The sequence below is a fragment of the Thalassospira sp. UBA1131 genome, assembly GCF_002311515.1.
Lineage (GTDB): Bacteria > Pseudomonadota > Alphaproteobacteria > Rhodospirillales > Thalassospiraceae > Thalassospira.
In genome coordinates this window covers 30,662-55,587 of the sequence record NZ_DCAO01000111.1, presented here as the reverse complement: position 1 = coordinate 55,587, position 24,926 = coordinate 30,662, and the positions used below count along the sequence as shown (strand labels likewise).

The window sequence follows — 24,926 nt, the reverse complement described above, 5'->3', positions numbered from 1 at the left end:
GGATCATTCCGGTTTTGCTGGCCGTTACGTTGCACGAGGCAGCACACGGTTTCGCCGCCAAGCTGTTTGGTGATGACACGGCACAACGCATGGGTCGGCTAAGCCTTAACCCGATCCGCCATATTGATCCGGTTGGCACCATCCTGATCCCGGGATTGCTCCTGATAACAGCCGCACCGTTCCTGTTTGGCTATGCCAAGCCGGTGCCCGTGGCGTTTCATCGCCTGCATCCGCAGCGTTTGGGGGTGATTTGTGTTGCGATTGCAGGTCCGGCGACCAACGTGGCACTTGCCATTGTATCAATCCTGCTTTTGGTGTGGCTGCCAAGCTTCTCACCAGCGGTCAACGATTGGCTTGCGACCATGCTTAATCAGTCACTTTGGCTGAATTGCATTCTGGCGGTGTTTAACATGTTGCCGATCCCGCCACTTGACGGTGGGCGGGTTCTGACCGCAATTTCACCGATGCCGATTGCACGGGTCTTGGCGCGTATGGAAAAAACCGGCATGATCATATTGATCGGATTGGTCTTTCTGTTGCCCTATGTCACGACGCAACTTGGTATAGACCTGCCGGTGTTCCAGTGGTTGGTGCTTGAACCGGCCAATGCACTGGTCAGGCTTCTGGCAGATATTTTTGCCTGAACGCCGACAGACGCGGGGGATAGTCGGGGATAGATGGCAGACCAGTTCGAATTCGAAATTCCAGATGATGTGTTTGACAAGAAACCGGTTGATGACGAACCGAGCCTTGCCGAACGCCTGATCCTTGATCTGGACGGGTTCGAGGGGCCGCTTGATGTCTTGCTTGAACTGGCACGCGACCAAAAGGTCGATATTATCAAGATTTCCATTCTCGATCTTGCCGAACAATATCTTGAGTTCATCAATACTGCACAGGGTTTGCGCCTTGAACTGGCGGCTGATTATCTGGTGATGGCCGCTTGGCTTGCCTACCTGAAGTCGCGCCTGCTGCTTCCAAAACAGGAAAGTGACGAGGAAGAACTCAGTGCCGAGGAAATGGCAGAACTTCTTGCCTTCCAGCTGAAGCGCCTTGAGGCGATGAAAGCGGTCGGTGAGAAACTTCTGGAACGCCCCAATTTGGGACGTGATTTCTTTGGTCGTGGCGATCCTGAGGAAGTCCGGGTTACAACGGCGTCTGTCTATGACGCATCTCTTTATGACCTGCTGAAGGCTTATGCGCGGATCATGCTGACATCGGAAAGCAAAACGCTTGAGATCGAGGCATTTGATCTTTACGCCATGGATGATGCCATCCAACGATTGCGCGATTTGTTTGGCCGACGTGTGGTGCCGACATGGACAAGGCTGCTTGAATTCATGCCGCGCGGGCTTGGAACACCGCTTAAGGCGCGCTCTGCATTGGCGGCGCATTTTGTTGCCAGTCTTGAAATGTGCCGCGATGGTGAACTGGAAATCTCACAAGAAGAGACCTTTGGGCCGATTCTGCTGCGATCGCCACAGACTGTGCGGGAAGGGGATCTACCGCGCAATTATGACTACGACGCAGACACGTTTAAGAAATAAGTTGGGCAGGGGCACGCAATGAGCGAAGAAACGCAGCTTGAAATCGAAGGCGTCGAATCCGGTCCGGAGATTGACTTTCAACATATTCGCATTGTTGAGGCCGTTTTGTTCGCCTCTGCAGAACCGGTGAGTGAACGGGTGATCGCCGCACGCTTGCCCGAGGGCACTGATGTTGGTGCAATCATGCACGCGCTTGCCGAGACTTATGAGCCGCGTGGCGTGAACCTTAAACAGATTGGCGATAAGTGGGCATTTCGCACCGCGATGGACCTGGCAGGGGACCTTCATATCGAGGTCGAAAAGGCCAAGAAACTGACGCGTGCGACACTGGAAACCCTTGCCATCATTGCCTATCACGAACCGGTCACAAGATCTGAGATCGAGGAAATCCGTGGTGTCGCGCTGTCCAAGGGGACACTTGATATCCTGCTTGAATCCAAATGGATCCGTCCGCGCGGGCGCAAACGGGTGCCGGGGCGGCCGGTTCTTTGGGCGACAACAGATAACTTCCTTGATCACTTTGGGCTTGAAAGCCGTGACGACCTGCCGGGGCTGGCGGATCTCAAGGCGGCAGGGTTGCTTGATAGTCGACCGGGTATGGGCCGCTATGGTGCAAGTTCGGATGATGAAGCCTTGCCGGATCTGATTGATGATGGCGAGGTCACCGATTCTGTCGTCGAAGAGGCCCTGACGACCCGCAATCTCGACGATCTCGATGAGACAATCTATTCAGACAATCCGAACCTGTATGACGATGATGAACAGGTACCGGGCACGGCACGCGAAAGCGACCTTGAGGACCTTGGGGACGATGAAGACGCCCAAGTAAGCGATCACGATCACGAAACCAATTGATCCATCTTCTTGCATCACACGGGCGCTGACCTTAAGTTCCACGAAAGATTTCGCAAATCATTTGCACCTGCGGGTGCCCGATCCCTGTTGTAAGAAGAGTTTTCGATGACCGACGGCCTGAAGATGTCGCATGTTTCTCACCTTTTCGGCGAGAACCGCGTTTTGCGCGATATCAGCTTTGATGTCGCCCCCGGCGAGTTGGTGTGTCTGCTTGGCCCGTCGGGGTGTGGCAAGACCACAGCACTCCGTCTTGCGGCAGGCCTTGAAAAGCTTCAGGTTGGTGCGATTTCCGTCGATGATCAGATCGTCGCCCAGCCGGGTGGCTATGTAGAGCCCGAAAAGCGCGGTGTCGGCATGGTCTTTCAGGACTATGCCCTGTTTCCGCATCTGAACGTGGCGAAGAACATTGGCTTTGGCCTGCGTCACTTCAGTGAAGCGGATCGCATGAGTGCAATCAAGGCTGCACTCGAACAGGTCGGCATGTCCGAGTATCTCGATGCCTATCCGCACGAGCTTTCTGGTGGTCAGCAGCAGCGTATTGCCTTGGCGCGCGCGCTTGCGCCGAAGCCGCGGATCATGCTGCTTGATGAACCGTTTTCCGGTCTTGATGTCGCACGACGTGCGGATTTGCGCGATACCACCTTGCACGTTCTCAAGGATGCCGGGATCGCCACTGTGATGGTCACCCACGATCCGCAGGAAGCCATGTATATGGCCGACCGGATCATCATCATGAATGAAGGGCAGATCATGCAGGACGGATCGCCGGAAACACTGTATTTCCGGCCTGAAAACCGGTTTGTCGCCTCATTCTTTGGCGAGGTTAACCGTTTCCCGGGGACAGTTGTGGATGGCAAGGTTGCAACACCGTTTGGTGATGTCGATAGCCAAAGCATCGAAAACGGCACTGAGGTGGAAGTCCTGATCCGGCCAGAAGGCCTGCATATCGGCGAAGCGCTGAACGGGCATGACGTTTTGGCCCATGTAGATGCGGTTCGTGTCCTTGGTGAAGTCAATCTGGTTCACCTGACGCTTGAGGCCGGTGCGCATATTCACGCGCGTGTCCCACGACGCTTTTCACCGATTAATCAGCCATCTGTCGCTATTACGCTTGATCCCGACATGGCCTTCGTGTTTCCTATGACCTGATGCGTCGTCGCGGACCGGGTTTCGGCCTGTTTCGGCAGACAGAAAGACGCACATTAAACAGGTATTTTGCACTGCATGGTTATTAACCAACCGTCGCATTGCACAGTGGGGGGCTTTCTGCCATTATCCGGGCAAGTCGCCGGCAGGCAGAATGGATCTTTGGAGATTTAAGTTATGGGTATTGGCGTTTGGCAAATCGTTCTGATTCTTGCGATTGTCCTGATCATCTTCGGCGCAGGCAAGCTTCCGAAAGTGATGGGTGACATGGGCAAAGGCATCAAGAGCTTCAAAGCGGGCATCAACGAAAAAGAAGAAGATGCAGGCGCTTCGGCCAAGACCATCGAAAACACGACCTCTGCTTCGGTTTCATCCGAGAGCAAGGACAATGAAAAGGATTCTGTGAAATCCTGATCGTCTGTCGGATTTCCTTCAGATAGGCGTGTCATATGTTTGATATCGGCTGGACCGAAATGGCTCTTGTGGCCGTCGTCGCACTGTTTGTCGTCGGCCCCAAAGAGTTACCGCATCTGCTGTACAAATTGGCGGGCTACTGGAAAAAAGTGCGCGGTATGGCGCGTGAATTCCAGAGCGGAATTGATGACATCATCCGCGAAGCGGAACTTGATGATCTGCGCAAGCAGGTCAACAGTTCGCATAGCAATCCGACCGATTTTCTGGAAAACAAAATCTCAAGTCCCAAAAGCGACGGCAAAAAGACCGAGTCCAAGCCGAAAGCAGAGAAACCGGCCGAAAAGGCTGATACTGATGCTGCAAAACCGGCAACGACAACGGGTGCGCCCGCAGATGACAGCAAGAAAAAAGATCAGCCGGAGAGCCAGGCGTGAACATGCAATCGCATGACAAACAGATGCCGATCATGGAGCATCTGATCGAGCTGAGAAACCGCCTGACTTGGGCGGTTCTTGCTTTGTTTATTACCTTTGGTGTCTGCTATTACTTCGTCGAGGACATCTACGGGTTCCTCGTCCAGCCGCTTGCTGAAATCATGGGGCCCGACAGGCGCATGATTTATACCGCCCTGACCGAAGTGTTCTTCACTTACGTCAAGGTTTCGTTCTTTGCGGCCTGTTTTGTCTCTGCACCAGTATTCCTTGGACAGTTTTGGGCGTTTGTCGCGCCGGGTCTTTATAAGAACGAACGTTCGGCATTCATGCCGTTCATCTTTGCGACGCCGATCCTGTTCCTGATGGGCGGTGCGCTGGTCTATTACCTGATCATGCCGCTGGCCTGGAAGTTCTTCCTTAGTTTCGAACAGGCGGGTGGCGCGTCAAACCTTGCGATCCAGCTTGAAGCCAAGGTGGGCGAATACCTGTCGCTGGTCATGAAGCTGATCTTTGCGTTCGGGCTATGCTTCCAGTTGCCGGTGCTGCTGACGTTGATGGCGCGTGCCGGCATCGTCACCGCGGATGGCCTTGCACGTCGCCGGAAATACGCAATCGTCATTGCATTTGGGTTTGCCGCCGTTTTGACCCCGCCGGATCTGATTTCTCAGATCGGGTTGGGCATTCCGATTATCATTCTTTATGAAATCTCGATCATCATGGCGCGCATTTCCGAGCGCAAGCGTGCGAAAGCCGCAGCGGACGATGACGCCGATGAGGATGACGAGACGGACTCAGATGATGACGACGTTGAGGCAGAGGCCGCAACCGGAACTGCAGTCGCAACGGCGCAAGACGGTGTCGACGCACAAGGTGAGGCGGCTGCATCCTATGATGACGGTCAGACTTCCTTGACCCGATCCGCTGACGATGAGGGGGATGCGCCCAAGCTGTCCGGACCGTCGAACAATGATGACGGCGAGGATGATTTCAACAACGCCCGTTGATTGAAATCCCCCGCCTGAACCGTCCGATTTGACGGGGTGGACCTTGTGTCCACCCCATCGTATAAAGCCACAAACAGATAGACTGACAGGGTGCTCTTCGATGCACGACATTAAATGGATTCGGGACAACCCCGAGGCTTTTGACGCAGCAATGACTGCGCGCAAACAGGACGTTACCGCACAGCGTCTGATCGATATCGACGTTGAACGCCGTAAACTGATGACCGAACATCAGGAAATGCTGGCCCGCCGCAAGACGATCTCAGGTGAAATCGGAAAATTGCGCAAGAATGGCGAGAATGCCGACGACCTGATGGCCGAAATGGGCACACTCAAGGACAAGATCAAGGAAGCCGAAGATGGTCAGGCATCCCTGAATGACCAGCTTGATCTTTTGCTGTCGTCTTTCCCGAACATTCTTGATCCCGAAGTCCCGGTTGGCGAAGACGAAAACGACAATGTCGAAGTCAATCGTTGGGGGACCCCGGGTGAATTTGATTTCCAGCCGCTCGAACATTTCGAGATCGGTGAGAAACTCGGCATGATGGATTTCGAAACCGCAGCCAAACTGTCTGGTTCGCGGTTTGTCATTCTGCGTGGCGGTCTGGCCAAACTCGAACGTGCGCTCGCACAGTTCATGCTGGATCTGCACACAGGCGAACATGGTTACCAGGAAACCATCACGCCGATGCTGGTCCGCGATGACGCCATGTTTGGTACCGGCCAGTTACCGAAATTTGCCGAGGATTCGTTTAAAACTACCAATGATTACTGGCTGATCCCGACGTCAGAAGTAACCCTGACCAACCAGGTTGCCGGTGACATTATCGATCAGGCAAAACTGCCGCTGCGCTATACGGCACTGACCCAGTGTTTCCGCTCGGAGGCCGGTTCGGCAGGGCGCGATACGCGCGGCATGATCCGCCAGCACCAGTTTTCCAAGGTGGAAATGGTTTCGGTGGTCGAAGCAGAGAAATCTGACGAGGAACTGACCCGCAAGACGCGCTGTGCGGAGACGGTTCTTGAACGTCTTGGCCTGCCATATCGCACGGTTATTCTTTGCACCGGCGACATCGGGTTCTCTGCGGCAAAAACCTATGACATCGAAGTCTGGTTGCCGGGGCAGGGCAAGTACCGCGAAATCTCGTCATGCTCGAACACGCGTGATTTCCAGGCGCGCCGCATGAATGCACGTTATCGTGCTGCCGGTGACAAAAAGACCCAGTTTGTTCATACCCTGAACGGGTCTGGCCTTGCCGTTGGTCGTTGCCTGATTGCCGTGATGGAAAACTATCAGCAGGCGGATGGCTCGATCCGTGTTCCTGATGCGCTCAAACCCTATATGGGCGGGTTAGAGGTAATCTCGGCGGGCTAGGACGATACCGACATGATGGATCTCACCAAAGCACGCATCCTGATCAGTAATGATGATGGCATTGACGCGCCCGGGATCAAGATATTGGAACAGCTCGCACGCGAGTTTTCCGATGATGTGTGGGTGATTGCACCGTCGATGGAACAAAGCGGGGCGGGGCATTCCCTGACCCTGCGCCGTCCATTGCGTATTCATAAACGCGATGAACGGCACTTCGCTGTGGACGGTACGCCAACCGATGGCATTCTGCTTGGCTTGCAGCAGGTTATGCGCGACAACCCGCCAGATATCGTGCTTTCGGGGATCAACCGGGGTGGCAACCTTGGTGAAGATGTAACCTATTCCGGGACGGTTGCCGCCGCCATGGAAGCAACGTTGCTTAATGTGCCTGCGGTCGCGTTTTCACAGTATTTCTCTGGCGACATGATCGACTGGACGATTGCCGAGAAATACCTCAAGGATGTTCTGGCAACTTTGGTCACGACAACTTGGCCCAAAGGCGTTCTGATCAACGTCAATTTCCCCGACCACGAAGCCAATGGCGGCGCAGAGATAAAGATATCAAGGCAAGGGCAGCGCAAGATCGGTGATCACATCGCCGAACGCCTTGATCCGCGCGGCGAGCCATATTACTGGATCGGGGCTATTCAGTCTGAACTGCCAGAAGACAAAAAGTCTGATCTGCGCGTGATCGAGCAGGGCAATGTTTCTGTCACCCCGATCAGCCTTGATTTCACCCATTACGATACGTTTGAAAAACTGACGAAGGCCTTTCCGTGAACGAGCCGGTGATTACGCGCGAAACCGCCATAGCCAATCTGTTGCAGATCCTTCGTGATGATGGCATTCATGATGAAGCCGTGTTGTCTGCACTGGCCGACATCCCGCGTGAGATTTTTGTCGCCGATCCTTTCGTCAGCAGGGCTTGGGAAAACGTCGCATTGCCCATCAGCAAGGGCCAAACGATTTCACAGCCCTATATCGTGGCCCTGATGACACAGGCGCTTGAGCTTAATGATCGCATGAAGGTGCTGGAAGTCGGCACCGGTTCTGGTTATCAGGCAGCGATTCTGGCCAAGCTCGCCCGGCGTGTTTATACCTTGGAACGTCACAAACCGCTCCTGCGCGAGGCCGAGGACAAGTTTCGCGAATTGGGCCTGCACACCATTTCGACATTGCATGCCGACGGCGGGCTTGGGTGGAAAGCGCAGGCACCGTTTGATCGGATTATTGTCACGGCTGCAGCACAGGACGTTCCGCCGGTGCTTGTCGACCAGCTTGCAGTCGGTGGCATCATGGTCGTGCCAGTGGGGGAAGTATCCCACACACAGCTTTTGTTGCGTGTCTTGCGTACGCCCAGTGGTGTCGATGTTACCGAACTGATGCCAGTCCGGTTCGTTCCCATGCTTCCGGGCACCGAGGAATTCTGACACCTGTCAGGCCATTTAAATCCATCCTGAACACCTTGATGCTTACTGATTGTTAACCGCTGATCGGAGACAATCAGAAACATGATGGAAAATTGTGTCAAAAGCGCTGTTTATCACGGAAAACGCCTGTTGCTTGTCTGTGCAGCAAGTGCGGCGCTTGGCGGCTGTTTGCTCAATTCCGTGCCGGTGCCGGTGGTTTATGGCGATGGGGCGAGCTACAGCCCCTATAGCATGCCAAAGCTCAAGAACGGGGAACGGGTCATCACGGTCGAGCCGGGCGACACAGTTTCGCAGCTTGCCGTGCGCTATCACATGGACTTTATGCAGTTTACCCGCCGCAATGACCTTCGCGAACCGTATGTGATCTATCCCGGGCAGCGCCTTGTCCTGCCGCCGTGGACACCAAATTACGACAGCCTGCCACCAGATACAGCGGTTGCGTCCAAATCGAGCACGCCGACCAAGACCGTCACGATTGGCGGCAAGCGTCAGGTGGTAAGTGTTCCGGCGAAATCGACCAGCGCACCAGTACAGACTGCGCGGCCATCGTCCGCGGTCGCACGCGTTTCACCACGCAATGGCGGAAGCATTCCGACACCAGGACTGAAACCACAGGACTATGCCGCCGCTGCCGAACGTCAGATGGCCTCCGCCCGTAGCTGGCAGACTGACAGCAAATCGACACCGATTGCCGGGCAGGGCAGCTCTGTGCGTCAGAATGTCACCTTGGCAGATCCATCTGCACGTAAAGGGTTCATCTGGCCGGTTCAGGGCAAGGTTGTTCTGAAATACGGTGCTGGGACCGGTGGCCTGTTTAATGACGGTATCAATATTCAGGCCAATCGCGGCACGCCCATTCTTGCCGCCGACAACGGTGTTGTGACCTATGTTGGCAACGAGTTGCGCGGTTTTGGCAACCTGATCCTGATCAAGCATGCCGATAACTTTGTGACCGCCTATGCACATACCGAAAGCCCGCTGGTGGCCCGTGGTGATGTTGTGACACGTGGTCAAAAGATCTCGACGGTTGGCACGACCGGGGCCGTGACGTTCCCGCAGCTTCACTTTGAAGTCCGCCAGGGTCGCAAATCATCAGACCCGATCAAGTTCCTGCCAAGCGTCATGGTGTCGCGCTAACAAAAACACCCGGACAATTGGCCCGGGTGTATTCCGTTTTTCCGCTAGTCCCGCATTGGCTAATCGATCGATTTGCCAAGTTCGCCGGCGACTTCCTGAATAAACTGCCAGGCAACACGGCCCGAACGGCTGCCGCGTGTAACGGTCCATTCCTTGGCACGTGCATGCAGCTCTTCGGTCGGGATATCGATCCCGAATTCCTTGGCATAGCCTTCGATGATCTCGAAATAGACGTCTTGCGAGATATTGTGGAAGCCAAGCCAAAGACCGAACCTGTCCGATAGGGAGACTTTTTCTTCAACCGCCTCGGACGGATTGATCGCTGTGGAGCGTTCATTTTCGATCATGTCACGCGCCATAAGATGACGGCGGTTTGACGTTGCATAAAAGATCACATTTTTCGGGCGGCCTTCAATGCCGCCATCAAGAACCGCCTTCAGCGACTTGTAGCTTTCATCATGCATGTCAAAAGACAGGTCATCGCAGAACAAAATCGTGCGGCGACCGCCTTCTTGCAGGATGTGCAAAAGGTCGGGCAGGGTCGGAATATCTTCACGATGAATTTCGACCAGTGCCAGTGATGCCGGGCTTTCGGCATTGATCTTGGCATGCATCGCCTTGACGATGGAGCTTTTACCGGTTCCACGCGCGCCCCAAAGCAATGCGTTGTTGGCCGGCAGGCCATCGGCAAAGCGCTTGGTGTTGTTGTAAAGGATTTCCTTTTGCTGTCCGATACCCTGAAGAAGCCCGATATCGACGCGGTTCACGTTCCGAACCGGTTGCAAGTAGCTTGTTCGTGCCTGCCAGACAAAGGCATCGGCAGCACTCAGATCATTTTTGGCGCGCGCAGGAGGTGCCATGCGTTCGAGCGCTGTGGCAATTCGTTCGAGTGTGGGCAAAAGTTTATCGAAATCGCTACTCATCGGGGCCTCTTGGGTGTTTCTTTTTTCCGGTGACGTTTTTTGTTGGCCGGAAAGCTAGCACATTAGGATGCCAATGGAAGTGTTTGTTCTAAGGACCTTCGTGCAACACAAGGTGAACAAAAGCACACAAGTGCCGATTTTACCGCTTTGAAACCGGTTCTCCCTTGCTTTGGCGTAACACCCCGTTATATTCCGGCAGTTGATATTTTTTGTTCTGAGGAATTAGGAGTTCCTAATGTTTATTTCGACGGCTTACGCTCAGGCCGCTGGTGGTGCAGACGGTGCTGGTGCACTGATGCAGTTTGCGCCGCTGATCCTGATTTTTGTTGTTTTCTATTTCCTGCTTATTCGTCCTCAGCAGAAAAAGCAGAAAGAACATAAGGCAATGCTTGAGGCGATCCGTCGTGGCGACAAGATCGTCACCGCCGGTGGCCTGATTGGTACCGTTGCCAAGGTTGTTGGCGACGATGAACTGTCGGTCGAGATCGCCGAAGGTGTGAAAGTCAAAGTCGCACGTGGCATGGTTTCAACGGTTCTTTCAAAAACCGAACCGGCCAAAAGCGATGCCAAAGACGAAAAAGAAGAAAAAGCAGAAGAGACCAAGAAAGACTAATCTCTTCGTATCAAGTGAGGCGGGGCAGTTGGCTCCGCCTTCTTGCATTTTGCCGGTGGCCTGAAGCGGTACCAAATACCCGTTGTTCCAAGAACCTTGGAACCAGACCAAGGTTGACCCTGACAGATCCGGTCACAAACACATGCTTTATTTTACCAAATGGAAAGCAGCACTGGTCCTTCTGGTGTGTGCTTTGGGCGTAATCTACGCTGCGCCAAACTTCCTGCCGTCGGGCACTCTGGCAACTGAGTCCAGTTACCTGCCGGGCAAGCAGATCAATCTCGGCCTCGATCTTCGTGGCGGCTCGCACATGCTGCTTGAAGTCGACACCGACAGTGTCCTGCGCGAACGTTATGACGCGCTTGCCGATGCGATCCGCACCGAACTGCGTCAGGAACAAATCCGTAACCGTCCGCGTGAAGCCACGGCCAATGGTGCAGAGATCACCATTCTGCGGGCCGATGACGTTGAAAAGGCGCGTGAAATCGCGCGCACCGCGGAACCGAATACCGAACTGAGCGGCGAGGGGAACAACATCGTTGTGACCTATAACGAAGTCGCTTATCGCGAACTGATTGACCGTGCGATTGCACAGTCGCTGGAAGTTGTCCGTCGTCGTGTTGACGAACTGGGCACCACCGAGCCATCCATCCAGCGCCAGGGCGAAAACCGCATCGTTGTTCAGGTGCCAGGTCTTGATGATCCGTCGCGCCTGCGTGACATCCTGGGCCGCACGGCAAAGATGAACTTCCATCTTGTAAATAACGAAAAGACAGCCGCCGATGCACGTGCGACCGGCCTTCCGCCGGGAACCATGATCCTGCCGTCGGCAGATGAAGGCGATGGTATCCGCGAATATCTGATTGACCGTCGTATCGTTGTCTCAGGTGACAACCTCGTCGACTCTCAGCCGACCTTCAGTGACGGTCGTCCGGTTGTTTCCTTCCGCTTTGACGCGGCAGGCGGCGCGCGATTTGGCGATATCACCAGCAAAAATGCTGGTCGCGGTCTTGCTATCGTTCTTGATGGTGAAGTGATTTCCGCACCGCGCATTAACGAACCGATCCTTGGCGGCAATGGTATCATTACCGGCCAGTTCAGCGTTCAGGAAGCCAACGATCTTTCCCTGCTTCTGCGTGCTGGTGCATTGCCTGCACCGATGCAGATCCTTGAAGAACGCTCGGTTGGTCCGGGCCTTGGTCAGGATTCGGTCGAGGCCGGCGAATTTGCTGCCGTTCTTGGCCTGGTCTTTGTCATTGCCTTCATGGTGATCAGTTATGGCCGGTTTGGCGTCTATGCCGACATCGCGCTTATGATGAACCTGATCCTTGTTCTGGCGGTGATGTCTGTTCTTCAGGCGACGCTGACCTTGCCGGGGATTGCGGGTATCGTTCTGACCGTCGGTATGGCGGTTGATGCCAACGTGCTGATCTTTGAACGCATCCGCGAGGAACGCCGCAACGGCCGTACAATCATCAATGCGATTGATGCCGGTTATCGCAGCGCCATGTCGACCATTCTTGATGCCAATATCACGACCCTGATTGCAGCCCTTGTGCTGTTTAGCTTCGGATCTGGTCCGATCAAGGGCTTCGCCGTGACACTGGCCATCGGCATTATCACCTCAATGTTCTCGGCGATCTGGCTGACCCGACTGCTGATTGCAGCATGGGTAAAACGCAGCCGCCCGACCGAGTTGGTCATTTAAGGAAGGGAACAGGGAAGATATGAAACCTTTACATCTTATCCCGGATGACGTGAATATCCCGTTCCTTAAATTCCGGAAGATATTCTATATCGCGTCTCTGCTGATGGTGCTGGCCTCGGTCGGTTTGTTCTTCACCAAGGGCCTTAACTTCGGGATCGATTTCCGGGGCGGCATTCTAGTCGAAATCAAGACCAACGGCCCGGCCGATATCAATGCACTGCGTGACAATCTTGGCAGCCTCGGCCTTGGCGATGTTTCCATTCAGGAATTCGGTGAGCCGGATGATGTCCTGATCCAGTTGCAGCGTCAGGATGGCGATGAAGAAGCCCAGATGGCGGCCCTTGCGGCTGTCACCAACGCACTTGGTGATGACGTCACCATTCGCCGTAGCGAACTTGTCGGTCCGAAAGTCGGTGGCGAGCTTAAGGAAGCCGGGTTCTATTCCGTCGTGATCTCGCTGTTCCTGATCATGGTCTATATCTGGGTTCGGTTCGAATGGCAGTTCGCTGTCGCGTCGGTTGCAGCCTTGCTGCATGACGTCCTGATCACCATCGGTTTCTTTGTGATTACAGGTGTTCAGTTTGATCTGGCGACCTTGGCGGCGGTTCTTACGGTGGCCGGTTATTCCATCAACGATACGGTTGTTGTGTTTGACCGTATCCGTGAATATCTGCGCAAGTTCCGCAAGATGGAAATCCCCGATTTGCTGGATCTGTCGATCAACTCGACGCTTTCACGCACGACTATGACGTCGTTTACTACGTTGCTGGCACTCATTGCGTTGTTCGTGTTTGGCGGCGAAGCGATCCGCGGTTTCACCATGGCGTTGATCTTTGGCATCGTGATCGGGACCTACTCCTCGATCTGTGTCGCTTCACCGCTACTGATTGTCCTTCGCCTCAAACGTAAAATTCCCGAGGCAGAAGAAGGCCAGGAAGCTGGCGCCTGATCCACCGGGTTGGATTTATAGACATTTACACTATGGCCGGGTTTGTGAGACAACAAACCCGGCCATTTCTTTGCGGGATTTGATCGTTTGCGGTCTTTCGTTTCCGTGCCTAGAGAGCCGATAAAAAGTCCATTAAAAACTGGCTGCAACCGATGAAACCCCATATCGCATCTAACCCCGAACATCGCGCAAATCTGATCGGCAGCATCTGGATGATGGCTGCGATGGTGGCGTTTTCTTTTGAGGATGCGTTTGTTAAGGCTGTCTCAGAAACCCATGCTGTCGGTCAGGTTCTGATTGTATTTGGGGTCGGTGGGGCGATCCTGTTTGCAGTTGTCGCGCGGATCAACAAACAGCGCTTGCTTAATCCTGACGTGCTGTCGCGTGCGATGGGCATACGGATCGTTTTTGAAGTTATTGGCCGGTTGTTTTATGTCCTCGCATTGGCATTAACGCCGCTTTCATCGACGACCGCAATTCTTCAGGCAACGCCGATTATTGTCGTTCTTGGAGCCGCCGTCCTGTTTGGCGAAAAGGTGGGCTGGAGAAGATGGACGGCAATCATCGTCGGATTGATTGGCGTTTTGATTATTTTACGTCCGACCGCTGACAGCTTTTCTGCGTTATCCCTGCTTGCCGTGATTGGCACGATTGGCTTTGCCGGGCGTGATCTTGCCAGCCGTGCCGCGCCGGTATCACTAAGCACGTCCATCCTCGGTTTTTACGGCTTTGTGGCCATTATTCTGGCAGGCATCGTGTTTTCATTGTGGGATGGAAAAGCGTTTACGTGGATGAATACGCAAAGCGTTTTGTATTTCGTTGGCGCAATCCTGATGGGGGCGTTTGCCTACGCTGCCTTAATGAAAGCGATGCGCATTGGCGATGTTTCCGCAGTTACGCCATTTAGGTACACCCGCTTGTTGTTTGGTATTGCACTGGGCATGATCCTGTTTGGCGAGGAACCGGACATGCTGATGATGATCGGTTGCGGTATCGTCGTTTTATCCGGGTTGTTCATTCTTTGGCGCAGAAAAATTACCGAAGAGCACCTCGACACTCCGTGAAATCCAGACTAAGTCCAATTCAAATCAATTGAACAACCGCAAATGGGGCCAACATGTCTCTTGAAGTAAGTACCTTGGTCGCCGAAGGCAGTAAAATGGTCACCAGCTATGGCGACGGCATTTTTCGATTTGGCGAAGAAACGGTTACGGGATCAATCCTGCTGTTTCCTGAAGCCGTCTATTCATGGAACGTCACGACAAAAGACGACATCACGCCGGACTCTTTTTCACGGGTGATCGAAAAGGCCGACGAAATCGAGATCCTGTTGCTTGGCATGGGGACACGTCTAACACCTGTCCCGCTTGAGTGGCGTCAGGCGCTTAAACCGCACGGTATTGTCATCGAACCAATGGATACCGGTGCTGCTTGCCGGACCTACAATGTGCTGGTATCCGAGGCACGTCGCGTCGCCGCGGCGATGATTGCTGTCTGACGATTACGCAAAGAACTTTTGAAGTTCATGGCGAATCTCGAGCACGCTTGAAAAAAGTGCCGCCGGTCCCGGGGCCTGATCAATCGGGAAGACATCCCCGCACAGAAATACGTTTTTCCATGGTGCACGCAGATGCTGTCGGCTGGCAGCCATTCCCGGCGTCATTTCAGGAAACGGAGCTTCGGCGTTGATGAACAAGTGGTTGGGATGCAGTGCATTGTCCGCATTGTCCGATCGCGTTTGCAAATCAAGATTAAGGTACTGGTCACAGAGCCAAACACAACGTTGCCAGACAAGCTGTGCAAATTGATCGGCGTTCTGGGTATCTTGCAATTGCAAGCTGCTGTTCAGGCTTACCTGAAGATGACGACGATTGCAGTAGAGCGCACGCACGATATCATCACTGACCAACAGAGCTTGTGGCTCCGCAAATGGTTTGCGCATTTCAAACGTCATGCAGCGCCGATGTGCAGGTGCGGGTGATATCCCGATATCGGGCACCGCATCGCATAATGGTTTGGGGTGCAGGGCCAGAACAACGGCATCATCAGGGTTCAGAACAATCTGACTGTCATCTTCGAACAGCAAATCGGTCGCGTAGTCCGAAGTGCTGTCGATATCGCCGAGTTTCGTTCGACTTTTGATGGTCCCACCCGCAGCAAGGAACCGTTCACGCAGGGCAGGCAGGGCGATATCGTTGAGGATAATCGGATCAATCGCCGCAAACACCGGTTCATGATGGCGCGCCAGAATCTCGCGCAACCTTGGCACCAGAACCCGTGCCAGTAGAGACTTTGAACATCGGTGGGCAGGCATGGAAAACAGAACTTCAGCCAGAACAGTAAGCGCATCACGATGATAGGTGCCGGGCTGATGGGCTTTGTCGTCAGAGTCAAATGCACCCGATGAGAACGTGCTGTCGAGCCGGTTTTCTTCACTGGCAGATCGTTGCTGCCAAAGTGTCAGTGCGGTGTAGGCACGTGCCGCAATGCTTATCCGCCGGGAAATCAGCGCCCGCGATATACCCTGATCAAGCGATACAATGGCGGGTTTGCGACGCCCGCGTTTCAATCCCATCACACAATGGGCCGGTCTGATCAGTTTCGCGGGGATTTCCGGGTAGCCCGCAAAGAAGTCGGCAACCAGCCCCGACGGATCATAAAATATCTCTGGCTCTGCTGTTTTGTGGCTTTCAGGTGCTGTATGCATGCCGCGCGTCCAGCGGCTTTCAAATGGCTCGGCTTCGTCATACAGCTTTACGTCAAAGCCGTCCTCGGCCATGCAGGTGGCAAGTGCCGAACCGGCCAGACCGCCGCCGATAATGTGTAAGCTTCCGGACGCAAATGATGCCATATGCCTGAGCCAATTTAGTTGTTATACAAAGGCCAGAGAACGATGTGCTACATAGTCGTACCAAGTCAGAAGTCGTAATAACCTTAACATCAGAACAGCTTACAAGCCATGGATGAAATCACCACCGAACTGGACAACCTGAACGAAGAGGTGATCGGCCACATGAATTCGTGGGTCGATATGCTTGGCGGCGGGGAGATCGGAAGGCTTGTTGGTGCTGCCTTGGTGCTGCTTGTTTTCTTTATCTTCAAGCGGGTTCTGGTGCGTGGTGCACTTGCTATCTTGCGTCGGATTGCACATCAGCGTTCAGAAAGCATGATGGGCAATGTGCTTGATGCCTTTGCCTTGCCTTTGCAGGCTTTGTTCATGCTGCTTGGCGTTTATTTCGCAACCGAGGTGCTGACACTCCCCGAAGAAATTGATGCCTTTGCTGTTGAGGCTATTTCAGTCGCCGCCGGTTTCTGTGTCTTTTGGGCGCTGTTTCGCGCTGTGGAGCCGTTGGGGGTATCGTTAAATCGGCTGGTCGGCCGGTTTGGTGCCGGGCTTGGCGATGATCTCAGGCAATTCTTCATTCGCGGGGTAAAGACCCTGATCGTCGTTATTGGCGGCGTTATCATTCTGGAAAACTGGGGTATTGATGTTTCAGCGTTCCTGGGTGGTCTTGGTCTTGCCGGGATGGCGGTTGCGTTGGCGGCAAAGGATTCTGTTGCCAATATCTTTGGCGGCCTGACGATTTTCGCCGACAACCTGTATAAGCGCGGCGACTGGATCGAAACACCGCACTTCGAAGGAACGGTTGAGGTCGTGGGCCTGCGGGCGACCAAGGTACGTACCTTTGCCAAGGCCCTGGTTACGATGCCAAATGCCCAGATCGTTGATTCGCCTGTGATCAACTGGTCGCGAATGACACATCGTCGGATCAAGATGGTGATTGGTCTGGAATACCGAACGACCGCCAAACAAATGGAAGCGATCGTCGACAAGCTGCGCGATTTTCTGAAAAACGATGAAGACGTTGCACAGACCGATGTCGCCCAAATGGTACATTTGTCCGACTTTGGTGCCAGTTCGATCAATATTGATCTTTATTACTTCACCAAAACCACTGACTGGGTGACGTGGCGCGATATTCGCAATCGTCATATCATTGCTTTCAAACGTATTGTCGAGGAAGAGGACGCTGCTTTCGCATTCCCGTCGCAATCGCTATATGTCGAAAGCATGCCGGAAATCATCAACAGCCCAAAAGACGATCAACGTTCAGAACGTAAGATCGGATAGGATAAATGCCCGATACGCCAAAGCTTTCCCACTGTGCCGACTATGTCAGGCGCCATGACCGGGACCGTTTCCTGTGTGCGCTGTTTGCGGCACCGGAAAAACGTGAATCTCTGTTCACCCTTTACGCCTTTAATCAGGAAGTCTCCAAAACGCGCGAGATGGTCAGTGAAGTCATGCTGGGCCATATCCGCTTACAATGGTGGCGTGACACCCTGACTGAACTGGGCGAGGGGCAGGTGCGCAAACACGAAGTTGTCGAGCCGCTGGCTGATCTGGTGAAGGACGGGCATCTTGCGATTGCCGACCTTGAGGCGATTGTTGCCGCACGCGAGTTTGATCTTGAAGACCGCCAACCTGCCACCCAGCAGGAACTTGATCGCTATATTGATCAAACGTCCGGCCAGATCAGTGTACTGGCGTCAAGGCTGCTTGGGGCAGGTGGCGACGATGCAGACCATGCGGCACGGCTTGCCGGCAATGCGTATGGCCTGGTCGGCATTATGCGGGCCATCGTTTTCCATGGCCGGTCAAAGCGCCTTTATCTGCCCAAGGATCGGATGGAACATCACGAAGTCGCGCAAGGTGACGTTTTCGAGTTCCGTAAAAAACAGGAAATTCGTGAGTTCATTCGCGAACTGGCTGAATTGGCGCGTGCCCGCATTGCCGAAGCCCGCAAACATCGCAGCGCGTTGCCAAAACAGGCCCACGCCGCCGCATTGCCGGTTGTTCTAGCCGACGGATACCTCCGCAAGCTTGCCAAGTCCGGGTATGATCCGTTTTCTGCCGAATTCGGTTTGGCACGACCGGCCAGTCTGCGGTTGACCCTTAACGGGATGTTCAAGAGATATTGATCCGTTATGGCTTGTCACATGACCATTGTATAAATATCTCTTAGAGTGACAACAAAGGTCAGGACAGCACTGAACTGTACGTGGTAGCGTTGGTAACCCTTTGATATCTGGCGCAAGATGCGGGCATGCCCGACATGAGGACCAAGATGGCACATTTGATAAAAAAGACCCGGGAACGGTGGTTTAGCGGCCTGATGTTTGTCGGGATGCTGTGCCTGTCGGTCGTGCCTCTTTCGCAGGCCCGTGCTGCAAGCATTGAACCGTTCGTGGGTTCCTATCATGGCACAACCATCGAGCATGCCGAAAACGAGCTTCAAGCCCGCGATCTTGATGTGGTCATCAAGGAGACCGAACGCGGCTTTATCGTCGATTGGTCAACGGTCATCCACAAGCCAGACGGACGTGAAAAAACCGTCTCTCTGGATGTCGAGTTTTACGCTACCGAGCGCGCAGACATCTATGGCAGCGCCATGCGTTCGGGGCTGTTCGGGAAACGTATTCCCAATGACCCGCTCAAAGGCGAACCATTTTTCTGGGCACGGATTGTTGATAAGACCCTTACAATTCACGCGCTTTATATCAATGATGAAGGCGGGTATGAAATGCAGGTCTACAAGCGCACGCTCGACGACGACGGCAATCTTGATCTGATCTTTCGCCGGTTCCGCGACGGGGAACAAATCCGCGATGTTACGGGCAAGCTGACGCGCCAACCTGATCGCTATTGATCGCGCGCCTGTCTGGTCAAAGAAAAAAGCCGCATCGAAAGTGATGCGGCTTTTGATTTTTCAGGCTGCGTTCACGGTGCTGAGCCACTCATCAAAAAGCGGAATGGCACGATCGCTATAAAGCTTTTTACGATCACGGCCCTTGACCCGTTTCTTGAGATCAAGATCCGGGAAGAGACCGAAATTCACATTCATCGGCTGGAAGGTGCTTTCATCGGCACCGCCGGTGATGTGGTTCAATAGGGCCCCCATGGCTGTTGCAAGCGGCGGCGTCGGGATGGTTTTCCCTGCTTTTTCGGCTGCGGTAAACCGCCCAACCATCAGACCGACGGCTGCACTTTCAACATATCCTTCGCAGCCTGTAATCTGACCGGCAAAGCGAAGATCAGGACGTGATTTAAGACGCAGATTCCCATCCAAAAGTCGTGGCGAGTTCAGGAAGGTATTGCGGTGAATGCCGCCAAGACGGGCGAATTCGGCATTTTCCAGCCCCGGAATGGTGCGGAACACTTCGACCTGCGCGCCGTATTTCAGTTTGGTCTGGAACCCAACCATATTGTAAAGCGTGCCAAGCGCGTTGTCCTGACGCAACTGAACAATTGCGCGCGGCTTTTCTTTCGGATTATGCGGGTTGGTCAGGCCAACCGGTTTCATCGGGCCGTGACGCAGCGTTTCGCGCCCACGTTCGGCCATCACCTCGATCGGAAGGCATCCATCGAAATAGGGGGTGTCTTTTTCCCAGTCCTTGAATTCGGTTTTTTCGCCTTCGATCAGGGCATCGATAAAGCGGTTATACTCATCTTCATACATCGGGCAGTTGATGTAATCCTTGCCGTCGCCCTTATCATACCGCGACTGGAACCATGCCTTATCGAAATCAATGCTGTCCTTATAGACAATCGGTGCGATCGCATCAAAGAAGGCAAGGCTTTCCTCGCCAGTTGCCTTGCGAATGGCATCGGCAAGCGCACCGGATGTCAGCGGCCCGGTCGCAATGATGGTATGTTCCCATTCTTCTGGTGGCAGACCATCAATTTCACCGCGCTCCATCGTAATCAAAGGATGGTTTTCAAGCGCGTTTGTGACGGCCTCGGAAAAACCTTCGCGGTCAACGGCCAGTGCACCACCGGCGGGTACCTTGTGCTGATCAGCGCACCGCATGATGATCGAACCGGCACGGCGCATTTCATCATGGATTAGGCCGACAGCATTGTATTCCTTGTCATCGGACCGGAATGAATTCGAACAGACCAGCTCAGCACATTTGTCGGTATGGTGTGCGTCGGTCGGGCGCGTCGGGCGCATTTCATGCAGGATGACGGGCACACCGGCTTCTGCCAACTGCCAGGCGGCTTCGCTGCCCGCCAGACCGGCGCCAATAATATGAACAGGCTTGACCGTATTCACGTGTGCGAACTCCTTGCCAGAGTGGGTTTTGATAACGTGGCACACACATAGCGGTGCATGGGGGAAGATTTCAAGTCAATTGCGCCGCAGGCAGAGCAAACCTGTTCACATTGTCCTGCATAACCGAAATTTTCACACCACCACATCCCAACCGTCTTACAGGACAGAGCCGTTCTGTCCCGATAACGTGAAGATGGCATTCCATGAGCTACCCGCATCATCCCTATGGCTACGAACCTACCCATTGTCCGGTGATCGGACTTGTGCCGCGTCGGCGGCACGTCATAGATGCAGAGTTTGTCGAAGGCACCAAAGAGCCCGAGAGCGGGGATGGTGACGCGCAAAGCGACCATAAGGAAAGACGTCTTGGATTTCCATTCGGCGGCGCGGGCGAGGGTGCATTTGGTCCCGCCGACATCGAAGGCATGATCGAATATGTGGTTGCCACCCGTCAGGGATGGCGATCCTCGATGGTGATCCGGTCTTTCCTGCGTTGGTGGCGCGAAGATGAGGATGCCGATACCAGGGCCGCTCAGGATAGAAAGCAATCAGATGCCATCATCATGCTTCTGGCATTAAACCAGGGCCGAGACGGTTTCGTGCAGGGATATCTAAACGATCTCAAACACGAACAGCTTGATCGGCCCAAGTTGCCACTGGCAAATCCGGTTGAAGTGGCCTTTAACAAGAGCCTGCGTATCGCCGCCCTTGCCTTGGCACTTTCGCCAATTGTCCTTGTCTTTGCGGTCCTGTTTTTTGTGCAGGTCGACAACCTTATCAGCACCGGCAACGGCAAATTGTTTGGTTTCAGCTACGACCTGTTGTTCGTGGTCGGCAGTTTCGGTGCCATCGGTGCCCTGACCAGCATGATGATGCGACTTGGCAAGGATGTGCCGTGGGGGGAAATGGAACCGGCTTCGGTGTTCTTTAATTTCTTGTTCCGGCCGTGCATGGGGTTCTGCTTTGCGATCATTGTCCTTTTAGCTCTTAGGGCCGGGATGTTGCCAATCCCCCTTGATGAGCTGCACAAGATTGATGATCTCGACCAAATCAGCCAATCAGCCGCCGCAGGTCAGCAGATATCCATCGTGCTTGTCTTCGCCTTCCTGTCGGGATTTAGCGAACGGCTGAGTACCGCGCTGGTCAAGCGGGTTGAAGACAGGGTCACGAATTCGGGCTAAGCCAAAACGAAAAGGGCAGCTTCATGCTGCCCTTATGTCTTATTCTAGTCCGAGATGGCGTTTCAGGTAGCGCCCTGTGTAACTGCGTTCATTGCCCATGATGTCTTCCGGTGTTCCGGCACCGACCAGTTGGCCGCCGCAATCACCACCCTCGGGACCGATATCAATAATCCAGTCTGCGGTCTTGATAACATCAAGGTTATGTTCGATCACGACAACCGTATTGCCCTGATCGACAAGCGTATGCAGCACTTCCAGAAGTTTGCGGATATCGTGGAAATGAAGCCCCGTTGTCGGTTCATCAAGGATATAGATCGTCCGGCCGGTCGCCCGTTTGGACAGTTCCTTGGCAAGCTTCACTCGTTGGGCTTCGCCACCCGACAGGGTGGTGGCCTGCTGCCCCAGATGGATATAGGAAAGCCCAACCTGTTTAAGGGTTTCCATCTTGTCGCGGATGGACGGAACGGCCTTGAAGAAATCGGCACCTTCTTCGACTGTCATATCAAGGACGTCGGATATCGATTTGCCTTTAAACGATATTTCCAGTGTCTCGCGGTTATAGCGATGGCCTTTGCACTGGTCACATTCGACATAAACGTCAGGCAGGAAGTGCATTTCAATTTTGATGACGCCATCACCTTGGCATGCTTCGCAGCGTCCACCCTTGACGTTGAAGGAAAAACGACCGGGCTTGTAGCCGCGTGTTTTTGCCTCTGGCAATTGGGCGAACCATTCACGGATAGGCGTGAACGCACCGGTATAGGTCACCGGGTTGGAACGCGGCGTTCGACCGATCGGGCTTTGGTCAATATCAATGATCTTGTCGATCAGTTCGACGCCCGTGATCTCGTCATGCGCGCCAGGGTGATGGCGGGCATTATGCATCCGCTTGGCCAGCGCCTTATACAGCGTCTCAATCACAAGACTTGATTTACCGCCGCCCGAAACCCCGGTCACACAGATGAACTTGCCCAATGGGAAATCGACATCAATGCCCTGCAGGTTGTTGGCCGTTGCCCCTTTGATGGTAATCGCCTTGCCATTACCCTTGCGGCGTTCCTTGGGAACTGCAATCTGTTCAACCCCGACAAGGTATTTACCCGTCAGGCTGTCTGGATTTTGCTGGATCTGTTCAGGGGTTCCTTCGGCAACAATACGGCCGCCATGAATACCAGCACCCGGGCCCATATCAACAACATAGTCGGCCGCGCGAATGGCGTCCTCGTCATGTTCAACGACAAGGACTGTGTTGCCAAGGTCGCGCAACCGTTTCAGCGTTTCAAGCAGGCGGTCATTGTCGCGCTGATGCAGACCTATTGAAGGCTCATCAAGCACATACAAAACACCTGTCAGGCCCGAACCGATCTGGGACGCCAGACGGATACGCTGGCTTTCGCCGCCGGAAAGGGTGCCGGATGTGCGCGACATCGATAAGTAATCCAGGCCGACATCGCGCAGGAATCGCAGACGATCATTGATTTCGCGAAGGATACGACGCGCAATCTCGGTTTCTTTTGCGTTCAGCTTATCTTCCAGTGCCAGAAACCAATCGGCGGCCTTGGCAATCGAAAGATCCGTGACCTGGGAAATGTCGCAGCCGTCAACCTTTACTGCCAGTGCTTCGGGTTTCAGGCGTTTGCCCGCACAGGTCGGGCAGTGCGATACCATCTGGTATTTGGACAGTTCATCACGGGCCCACTGACTGTCGGTTTCACGCCAGCGGCGCGCCATGTTGGGAATAACACCTTCAAACGGACGCGAAACCTTATAGCTGCGTGATCCGTCATCATAGGTCACCGTGACTTCTTCGTCGCCAGATCCATGCAGGATGATGTCCTGTGCTTTCTTGGGCAGTTTTTCCCACGGGACATTGGTTTTGAAGTCGAAGTGCTTGGCGACCGATTTCAGGGTCTGGAGATAGTATTTCGATGTTGTGCTGGCCCATGGGGCCACTGCGCCGTTTTCGAGCGTCTTGCTTTCATCCGGGACGACCAGCATCGGGTCGAATTCCATTTGGGTGCCAAGACCATCACAGGCCGGGCAGGCGCCAAACGGGTTGTTGAATGAAAACAGGCGTGGTTCGATTTCCTCGATGGTGAAGCCGGAAACAGGGCAGGCGAACTTTGCCGAAAATACCGTGATTTCGCCGGTTTTGGCATCTTCGGTCAAAACGATGCCATCGGTAAGTTCAAGCGCGGTTTCAAAACTGTCCGCCAGACGGGTTGAAATGCCATCCTTGACGATCAGGCGATCGACCACGACCGAAATGTCGTGTTTGAGCTTCTTGTTCAGTTCCGGTGCTTCGTCGATGTCATACATTTCGCCATCGATCTTGACACGCTGGAAGCCGCGCGCGCGAAGTTCACGCAGTTCTTTTTTGTATTCACCTTTACGGCCACGCACGATCGGTGCCAGAAGGTAAAGACGCGTACCTTCCTCCATCTCCATCACGCGGTCGACCATTTGCGAAACCGTCTGACTGACAATCGGAAGTCCAGTGGCAGGCGAATAGGGGATGCCAACACGCGCCCACAACAGACGCATATAGTCATAAATTTCGGTGACGGTGCCGACGGTCGAACGCGGGTTTTTCGAGGTCGTCTTTTGTTCGATGGAAATGGCAGGTGACAGCCCGTCGATATATTCGACATCGGGCTTTTGCATTAGCTCAAGGAACTGGCGGGCATAGGCCGACAGGCTTTCGACATAGCGGCGCTGACCTTCGGCATAGATCGTATCAAAGGCCAGAGAACTTTTGCCTGATCCCGACAGACCGGTAATCACCACAAGGGAATCGCGCGGCAGTTCAACATCAATGTTCTGAAGGTTGTGTTCTTTCGCACCGCGAACCGAAATTTTCGTCAGCATGTCGGGCCTTTTGTTCCTGAATTGTTCGGAAAGTGTATAGAGGAGCCGTAAGCTATACGCAAGCGCACCCCTGACAGTTCCTGTCAGTATTTGTCAGGAGATCCGCAATTAACAACCCGACGCATGACAGAGCCACGAAAAAGCCCGCCGAATAAGACCGGCGGGCTTCATAAATCCTGTGACCGGAACGGTCAGATTTTTGATCAGGCTTAGCCTTTGGTAAC

General features: G+C 54.0%; 24 protein-coding genes. 20 read left to right on the top strand and 4 right to left on the bottom strand.

Annotated features, from left to right (window positions below; all coding sequences use genetic code 11):
- The first annotated feature begins 2 nt into the window (after positions 1-2).
- From B3Z49_RS19065 to B3Z49_RS19015, 11 genes are all read left to right on the top strand, one after another.
- Positions 3-644 (top strand): site-2 protease family protein, encoded by a 642-nt coding sequence (locus B3Z49_RS19065; protein ID WP_296993694.1) that lies wholly within the window; start codon positions 3-5, stop codon positions 642-644.
- Positions 645-677: 33 nt separating this feature from the next.
- Positions 678-1,547 carry a segregation and condensation protein A gene (locus B3Z49_RS19060; protein ID WP_296993692.1) on the top strand — a complete coding sequence of 290 codons (870 nt, stop codon included), beginning with the start codon at positions 678-680 and terminating at the stop codon, positions 1,545-1,547.
- Positions 1,548-1,565: 18 nt separating this feature from the next.
- Entirely contained in the window at positions 1,566-2,402 is an 837-nt protein-coding gene (scpB, locus tag B3Z49_RS19055) for an SMC-Scp complex subunit ScpB (protein ID WP_296993690.1), read from the top strand.
- A gap of 105 nt (positions 2,403-2,507) precedes the next feature.
- Entirely contained in the window at positions 2,508-3,551 is a 1,044-nt protein-coding gene (locus B3Z49_RS19050; RefSeq protein ID WP_296993688.1) for an ABC transporter ATP-binding protein, read from the top strand.
- Between the two features lie 174 nt (positions 3,552-3,725).
- Positions 3,726-3,962 (top strand): twin-arginine translocase TatA/TatE family subunit, encoded by a 237-nt coding sequence (tatA, locus tag B3Z49_RS19045; protein ID WP_044829067.1) that lies wholly within the window; start codon positions 3,726-3,728, stop codon positions 3,960-3,962.
- Positions 3,963-3,997: 35 nt separating this feature from the next.
- Positions 3,998-4,396 carry a Sec-independent protein translocase protein TatB gene (tatB, locus tag B3Z49_RS19040; RefSeq protein WP_296993684.1) on the top strand — a complete coding sequence of 133 codons (399 nt, stop codon included), beginning with the start codon at positions 3,998-4,000 and terminating at the stop codon, positions 4,394-4,396.
- Positions 4,397-4,398: 2 nt separating this feature from the next.
- On the top strand, positions 4,399-5,400 hold the full coding sequence (tatC, locus tag B3Z49_RS19035) for a twin-arginine translocase subunit TatC (protein ID WP_296993700.1): 1,002 nt from the start codon (positions 4,399-4,401) through the stop codon (positions 5,398-5,400).
- Positions 5,401-5,500: 100 nt separating this feature from the next.
- Positions 5,501-6,775, top strand: a complete 1,275-nt coding sequence (serS, locus tag B3Z49_RS19030) for a serine--tRNA ligase (RefSeq protein ID WP_120224752.1) — start codon at positions 5,501-5,503, stop codon at positions 6,773-6,775.
- Between the two features lie 12 nt (positions 6,776-6,787).
- Complete coding sequence (gene surE / locus B3Z49_RS19025; protein WP_296993679.1) at positions 6,788-7,555, top strand: 5'/3'-nucleotidase SurE; 768 nt, start codon at positions 6,788-6,790, stop codon at positions 7,553-7,555.
- Positions 7,552-8,205, top strand: coding sequence for a protein-L-isoaspartate(D-aspartate) O-methyltransferase (locus B3Z49_RS19020; RefSeq protein WP_008890993.1), 654 nt, complete (start codon positions 7,552-7,554; stop codon positions 8,203-8,205). Before surE ends, B3Z49_RS19020 begins: the two co-directional genes overlap by 4 nt.
- A gap of 81 nt (positions 8,206-8,286) precedes the next feature.
- Positions 8,287-9,342 (top strand): peptidoglycan DD-metalloendopeptidase family protein, encoded by a 1,056-nt coding sequence (locus B3Z49_RS19015; protein ID WP_296993675.1) that lies wholly within the window; start codon positions 8,287-8,289, stop codon positions 9,340-9,342.
- Positions 9,343-9,401: 59 nt separating this feature from the next.
- Here B3Z49_RS19015 and B3Z49_RS19010 read toward each other — a convergent pair whose 3' ends face one another.
- Positions 9,402-10,265, bottom strand: coding sequence for an ATP-binding protein (locus B3Z49_RS19010; RefSeq protein WP_063089630.1), 864 nt, complete (start codon positions 10,263-10,265; stop codon positions 9,402-9,404).
- A gap of 235 nt (positions 10,266-10,500) precedes the next feature.
- On the opposite strand from B3Z49_RS19010, the gene yajC reads away from it, so the two are divergent.
- The 5 genes from yajC to B3Z49_RS18985 all read left to right on the top strand — a co-directional run bounded on the left by yajC (position 10,501) and on the right by B3Z49_RS18985 (position 15,033).
- Positions 10,501-10,878 carry a preprotein translocase subunit YajC gene (yajC, locus tag B3Z49_RS19005; protein ID WP_063089628.1) on the top strand — a complete coding sequence of 126 codons (378 nt, stop codon included), beginning with the start codon at positions 10,501-10,503 and terminating at the stop codon, positions 10,876-10,878.
- 142 nt (positions 10,879-11,020) lie between these two features.
- The gene (gene secD, locus B3Z49_RS19000; RefSeq protein WP_064781509.1) at positions 11,021-12,586 is read left to right on the top strand and encodes a protein translocase subunit SecD; all 1,566 of its coding nucleotides are present in this window, start codon (positions 11,021-11,023) and stop codon (positions 12,584-12,586) included.
- A 19-nt stretch (positions 12,587-12,605) separates the two neighbouring features.
- The gene (gene secF, locus B3Z49_RS18995) at positions 12,606-13,535 is read left to right on the top strand and encodes a protein translocase subunit SecF (protein ID WP_008890998.1); all 930 of its coding nucleotides are present in this window, start codon (positions 12,606-12,608) and stop codon (positions 13,533-13,535) included.
- Between the two features lie 152 nt (positions 13,536-13,687).
- Positions 13,688-14,599: a DMT family transporter gene (locus B3Z49_RS18990; protein WP_296993670.1), complete on the top strand. Its 912-nt coding sequence runs from the start codon at positions 13,688-13,690 to the stop codon at positions 14,597-14,599.
- Positions 14,600-14,652: 53 nt separating this feature from the next.
- Positions 14,653-15,033 carry an Mth938-like domain-containing protein gene (locus tag B3Z49_RS18985; protein ID WP_008891000.1) on the top strand — a complete coding sequence of 127 codons (381 nt, stop codon included), beginning with the start codon at positions 14,653-14,655 and terminating at the stop codon, positions 15,031-15,033.
- Positions 15,034-15,036: 3 nt separating this feature from the next.
- Here the strand turns inward: B3Z49_RS18985 and B3Z49_RS18980 are convergent, their stop codons facing one another.
- Complete coding sequence (locus tag B3Z49_RS18980; RefSeq protein WP_296993666.1) at positions 15,037-16,386, bottom strand: NAD(P)-binding protein; 1,350 nt, start codon at positions 16,384-16,386, stop codon at positions 15,037-15,039.
- Between the two features lie 108 nt (positions 16,387-16,494).
- Here B3Z49_RS18980 and B3Z49_RS18975 point away from each other — a divergent pair, with 108 nt between their 5' ends.
- From B3Z49_RS18975 to B3Z49_RS18965, 3 genes are all read left to right on the top strand, one after another.
- Complete coding sequence (locus tag B3Z49_RS18975; protein WP_296993664.1) at positions 16,495-17,667, top strand: mechanosensitive ion channel family protein; 1,173 nt, start codon at positions 16,495-16,497, stop codon at positions 17,665-17,667.
- A 5-nt stretch (positions 17,668-17,672) separates the two neighbouring features.
- Positions 17,673-18,518: a phytoene/squalene synthase family protein gene (locus tag B3Z49_RS18970; protein ID WP_296993662.1), complete on the top strand. Its 846-nt coding sequence runs from the start codon at positions 17,673-17,675 to the stop codon at positions 18,516-18,518.
- A 146-nt stretch (positions 18,519-18,664) separates the two neighbouring features.
- A complete protein-coding gene (locus B3Z49_RS18965; RefSeq protein ID WP_296993659.1) occupies positions 18,665-19,246 on the top strand; it encodes a hypothetical protein in 582 nt (193 codons plus the stop codon).
- 60 nt (positions 19,247-19,306) lie between these two features.
- On the opposite strand, the gene trmFO is transcribed toward B3Z49_RS18965, so the two are convergent.
- On the bottom strand, positions 19,307-20,653 hold the full coding sequence (gene trmFO / locus B3Z49_RS18960) for a methylenetetrahydrofolate--tRNA-(uracil(54)-C(5))-methyltransferase (FADH(2)-oxidizing) TrmFO (RefSeq protein WP_008891005.1): 1,347 nt from the start codon (positions 20,651-20,653) through the stop codon (positions 19,307-19,309).
- Between the two features lie 203 nt (positions 20,654-20,856).
- On the opposite strand from trmFO, the gene B3Z49_RS18955 reads away from it, so the two are divergent.
- Positions 20,857-21,834, top strand: coding sequence for a hypothetical protein (locus B3Z49_RS18955; RefSeq protein WP_296993657.1), 978 nt, complete (start codon positions 20,857-20,859; stop codon positions 21,832-21,834).
- A gap of 39 nt (positions 21,835-21,873) precedes the next feature.
- Here the strand turns inward: B3Z49_RS18955 and uvrA are convergent, their stop codons facing one another.
- Positions 21,874-24,702, bottom strand: coding sequence for an excinuclease ABC subunit UvrA (gene uvrA, locus B3Z49_RS18950; protein ID WP_296993655.1), 2,829 nt, complete (start codon positions 24,700-24,702; stop codon positions 21,874-21,876).
- Between the last annotated feature and the right edge of the window lie 224 nt (positions 24,703-24,926).

Bases quoted from the DNA above. Each gene is read 5' to 3' on its own strand.
- B3Z49_RS18955 (WP_296993657.1), top strand. From the start codon at position 20,857: ATGAGCTACCCGCATCATCCCTATGGCTACGAACCTACCCATTGTCCG.
- tatA (WP_044829067.1), top strand. From the start codon at position 3,726: ATGGGTATTGGCGTTTGGCAAATCGTTCTGATTCTTGCGATTGTCCTG.
- surE (WP_296993679.1), top strand. From the start codon at position 6,788: ATGATGGATCTCACCAAAGCACGCATCCTGATCAGTAATGATGATGGC.
- secD (WP_064781509.1), top strand. From the start codon at position 11,021: ATGCTTTATTTTACCAAATGGAAAGCAGCACTGGTCCTTCTGGTGTGT.
- B3Z49_RS18970 (WP_296993662.1), top strand. From the start codon at position 17,673: ATGCCCGATACGCCAAAGCTTTCCCACTGTGCCGACTATGTCAGGCGC.
- serS (WP_120224752.1), top strand. From the start codon at position 5,501: ATGCACGACATTAAATGGATTCGGGACAACCCCGAGGCTTTTGACGCA.
- B3Z49_RS18990 (WP_296993670.1), top strand. From the start codon at position 13,688: ATGAAACCCCATATCGCATCTAACCCCGAACATCGCGCAAATCTGATC.
- B3Z49_RS18975 (WP_296993664.1), top strand. From the start codon at position 16,495: ATGGATGAAATCACCACCGAACTGGACAACCTGAACGAAGAGGTGATC.
- tatC (WP_296993700.1), top strand. From the start codon at position 4,399: ATGCAATCGCATGACAAACAGATGCCGATCATGGAGCATCTGATCGAG.
- B3Z49_RS19015 (WP_296993675.1), top strand. From the start codon at position 8,287: ATGATGGAAAATTGTGTCAAAAGCGCTGTTTATCACGGAAAACGCCTG.
- yajC (WP_063089628.1), top strand. From the start codon at position 10,501: ATGTTTATTTCGACGGCTTACGCTCAGGCCGCTGGTGGTGCAGACGGT.
- B3Z49_RS18980 (WP_296993666.1), bottom strand. From the start codon at position 16,386: ATGGCATCATTTGCGTCCGGAAGCTTACACATTATCGGCGGCGGTCTG.
- tatB (WP_296993684.1), top strand. From the start codon at position 3,998: ATGTTTGATATCGGCTGGACCGAAATGGCTCTTGTGGCCGTCGTCGCA.
- B3Z49_RS18985 (WP_008891000.1), top strand. From the start codon at position 14,653: ATGTCTCTTGAAGTAAGTACCTTGGTCGCCGAAGGCAGTAAAATGGTC.
- B3Z49_RS19010 (WP_063089630.1), bottom strand. From the start codon at position 10,265: ATGAGTAGCGATTTCGATAAACTTTTGCCCACACTCGAACGAATTGCC.
- B3Z49_RS19050 (WP_296993688.1), top strand. From the start codon at position 2,508: ATGACCGACGGCCTGAAGATGTCGCATGTTTCTCACCTTTTCGGCGAG.
- scpB (WP_296993690.1), top strand. From the start codon at position 1,566: ATGAGCGAAGAAACGCAGCTTGAAATCGAAGGCGTCGAATCCGGTCCG.
- B3Z49_RS19060 (WP_296993692.1), top strand. From the start codon at position 678: ATGGCAGACCAGTTCGAATTCGAAATTCCAGATGATGTGTTTGACAAG.
- uvrA (WP_296993655.1), bottom strand. From the start codon at position 24,702: ATGCTGACGAAAATTTCGGTTCGCGGTGCGAAAGAACACAACCTTCAG.
- secF (WP_008890998.1), top strand. From the start codon at position 12,606: ATGAAACCTTTACATCTTATCCCGGATGACGTGAATATCCCGTTCCTT.
- B3Z49_RS18965 (WP_296993659.1), top strand. From the start codon at position 18,665: ATGGCACATTTGATAAAAAAGACCCGGGAACGGTGGTTTAGCGGCCTG.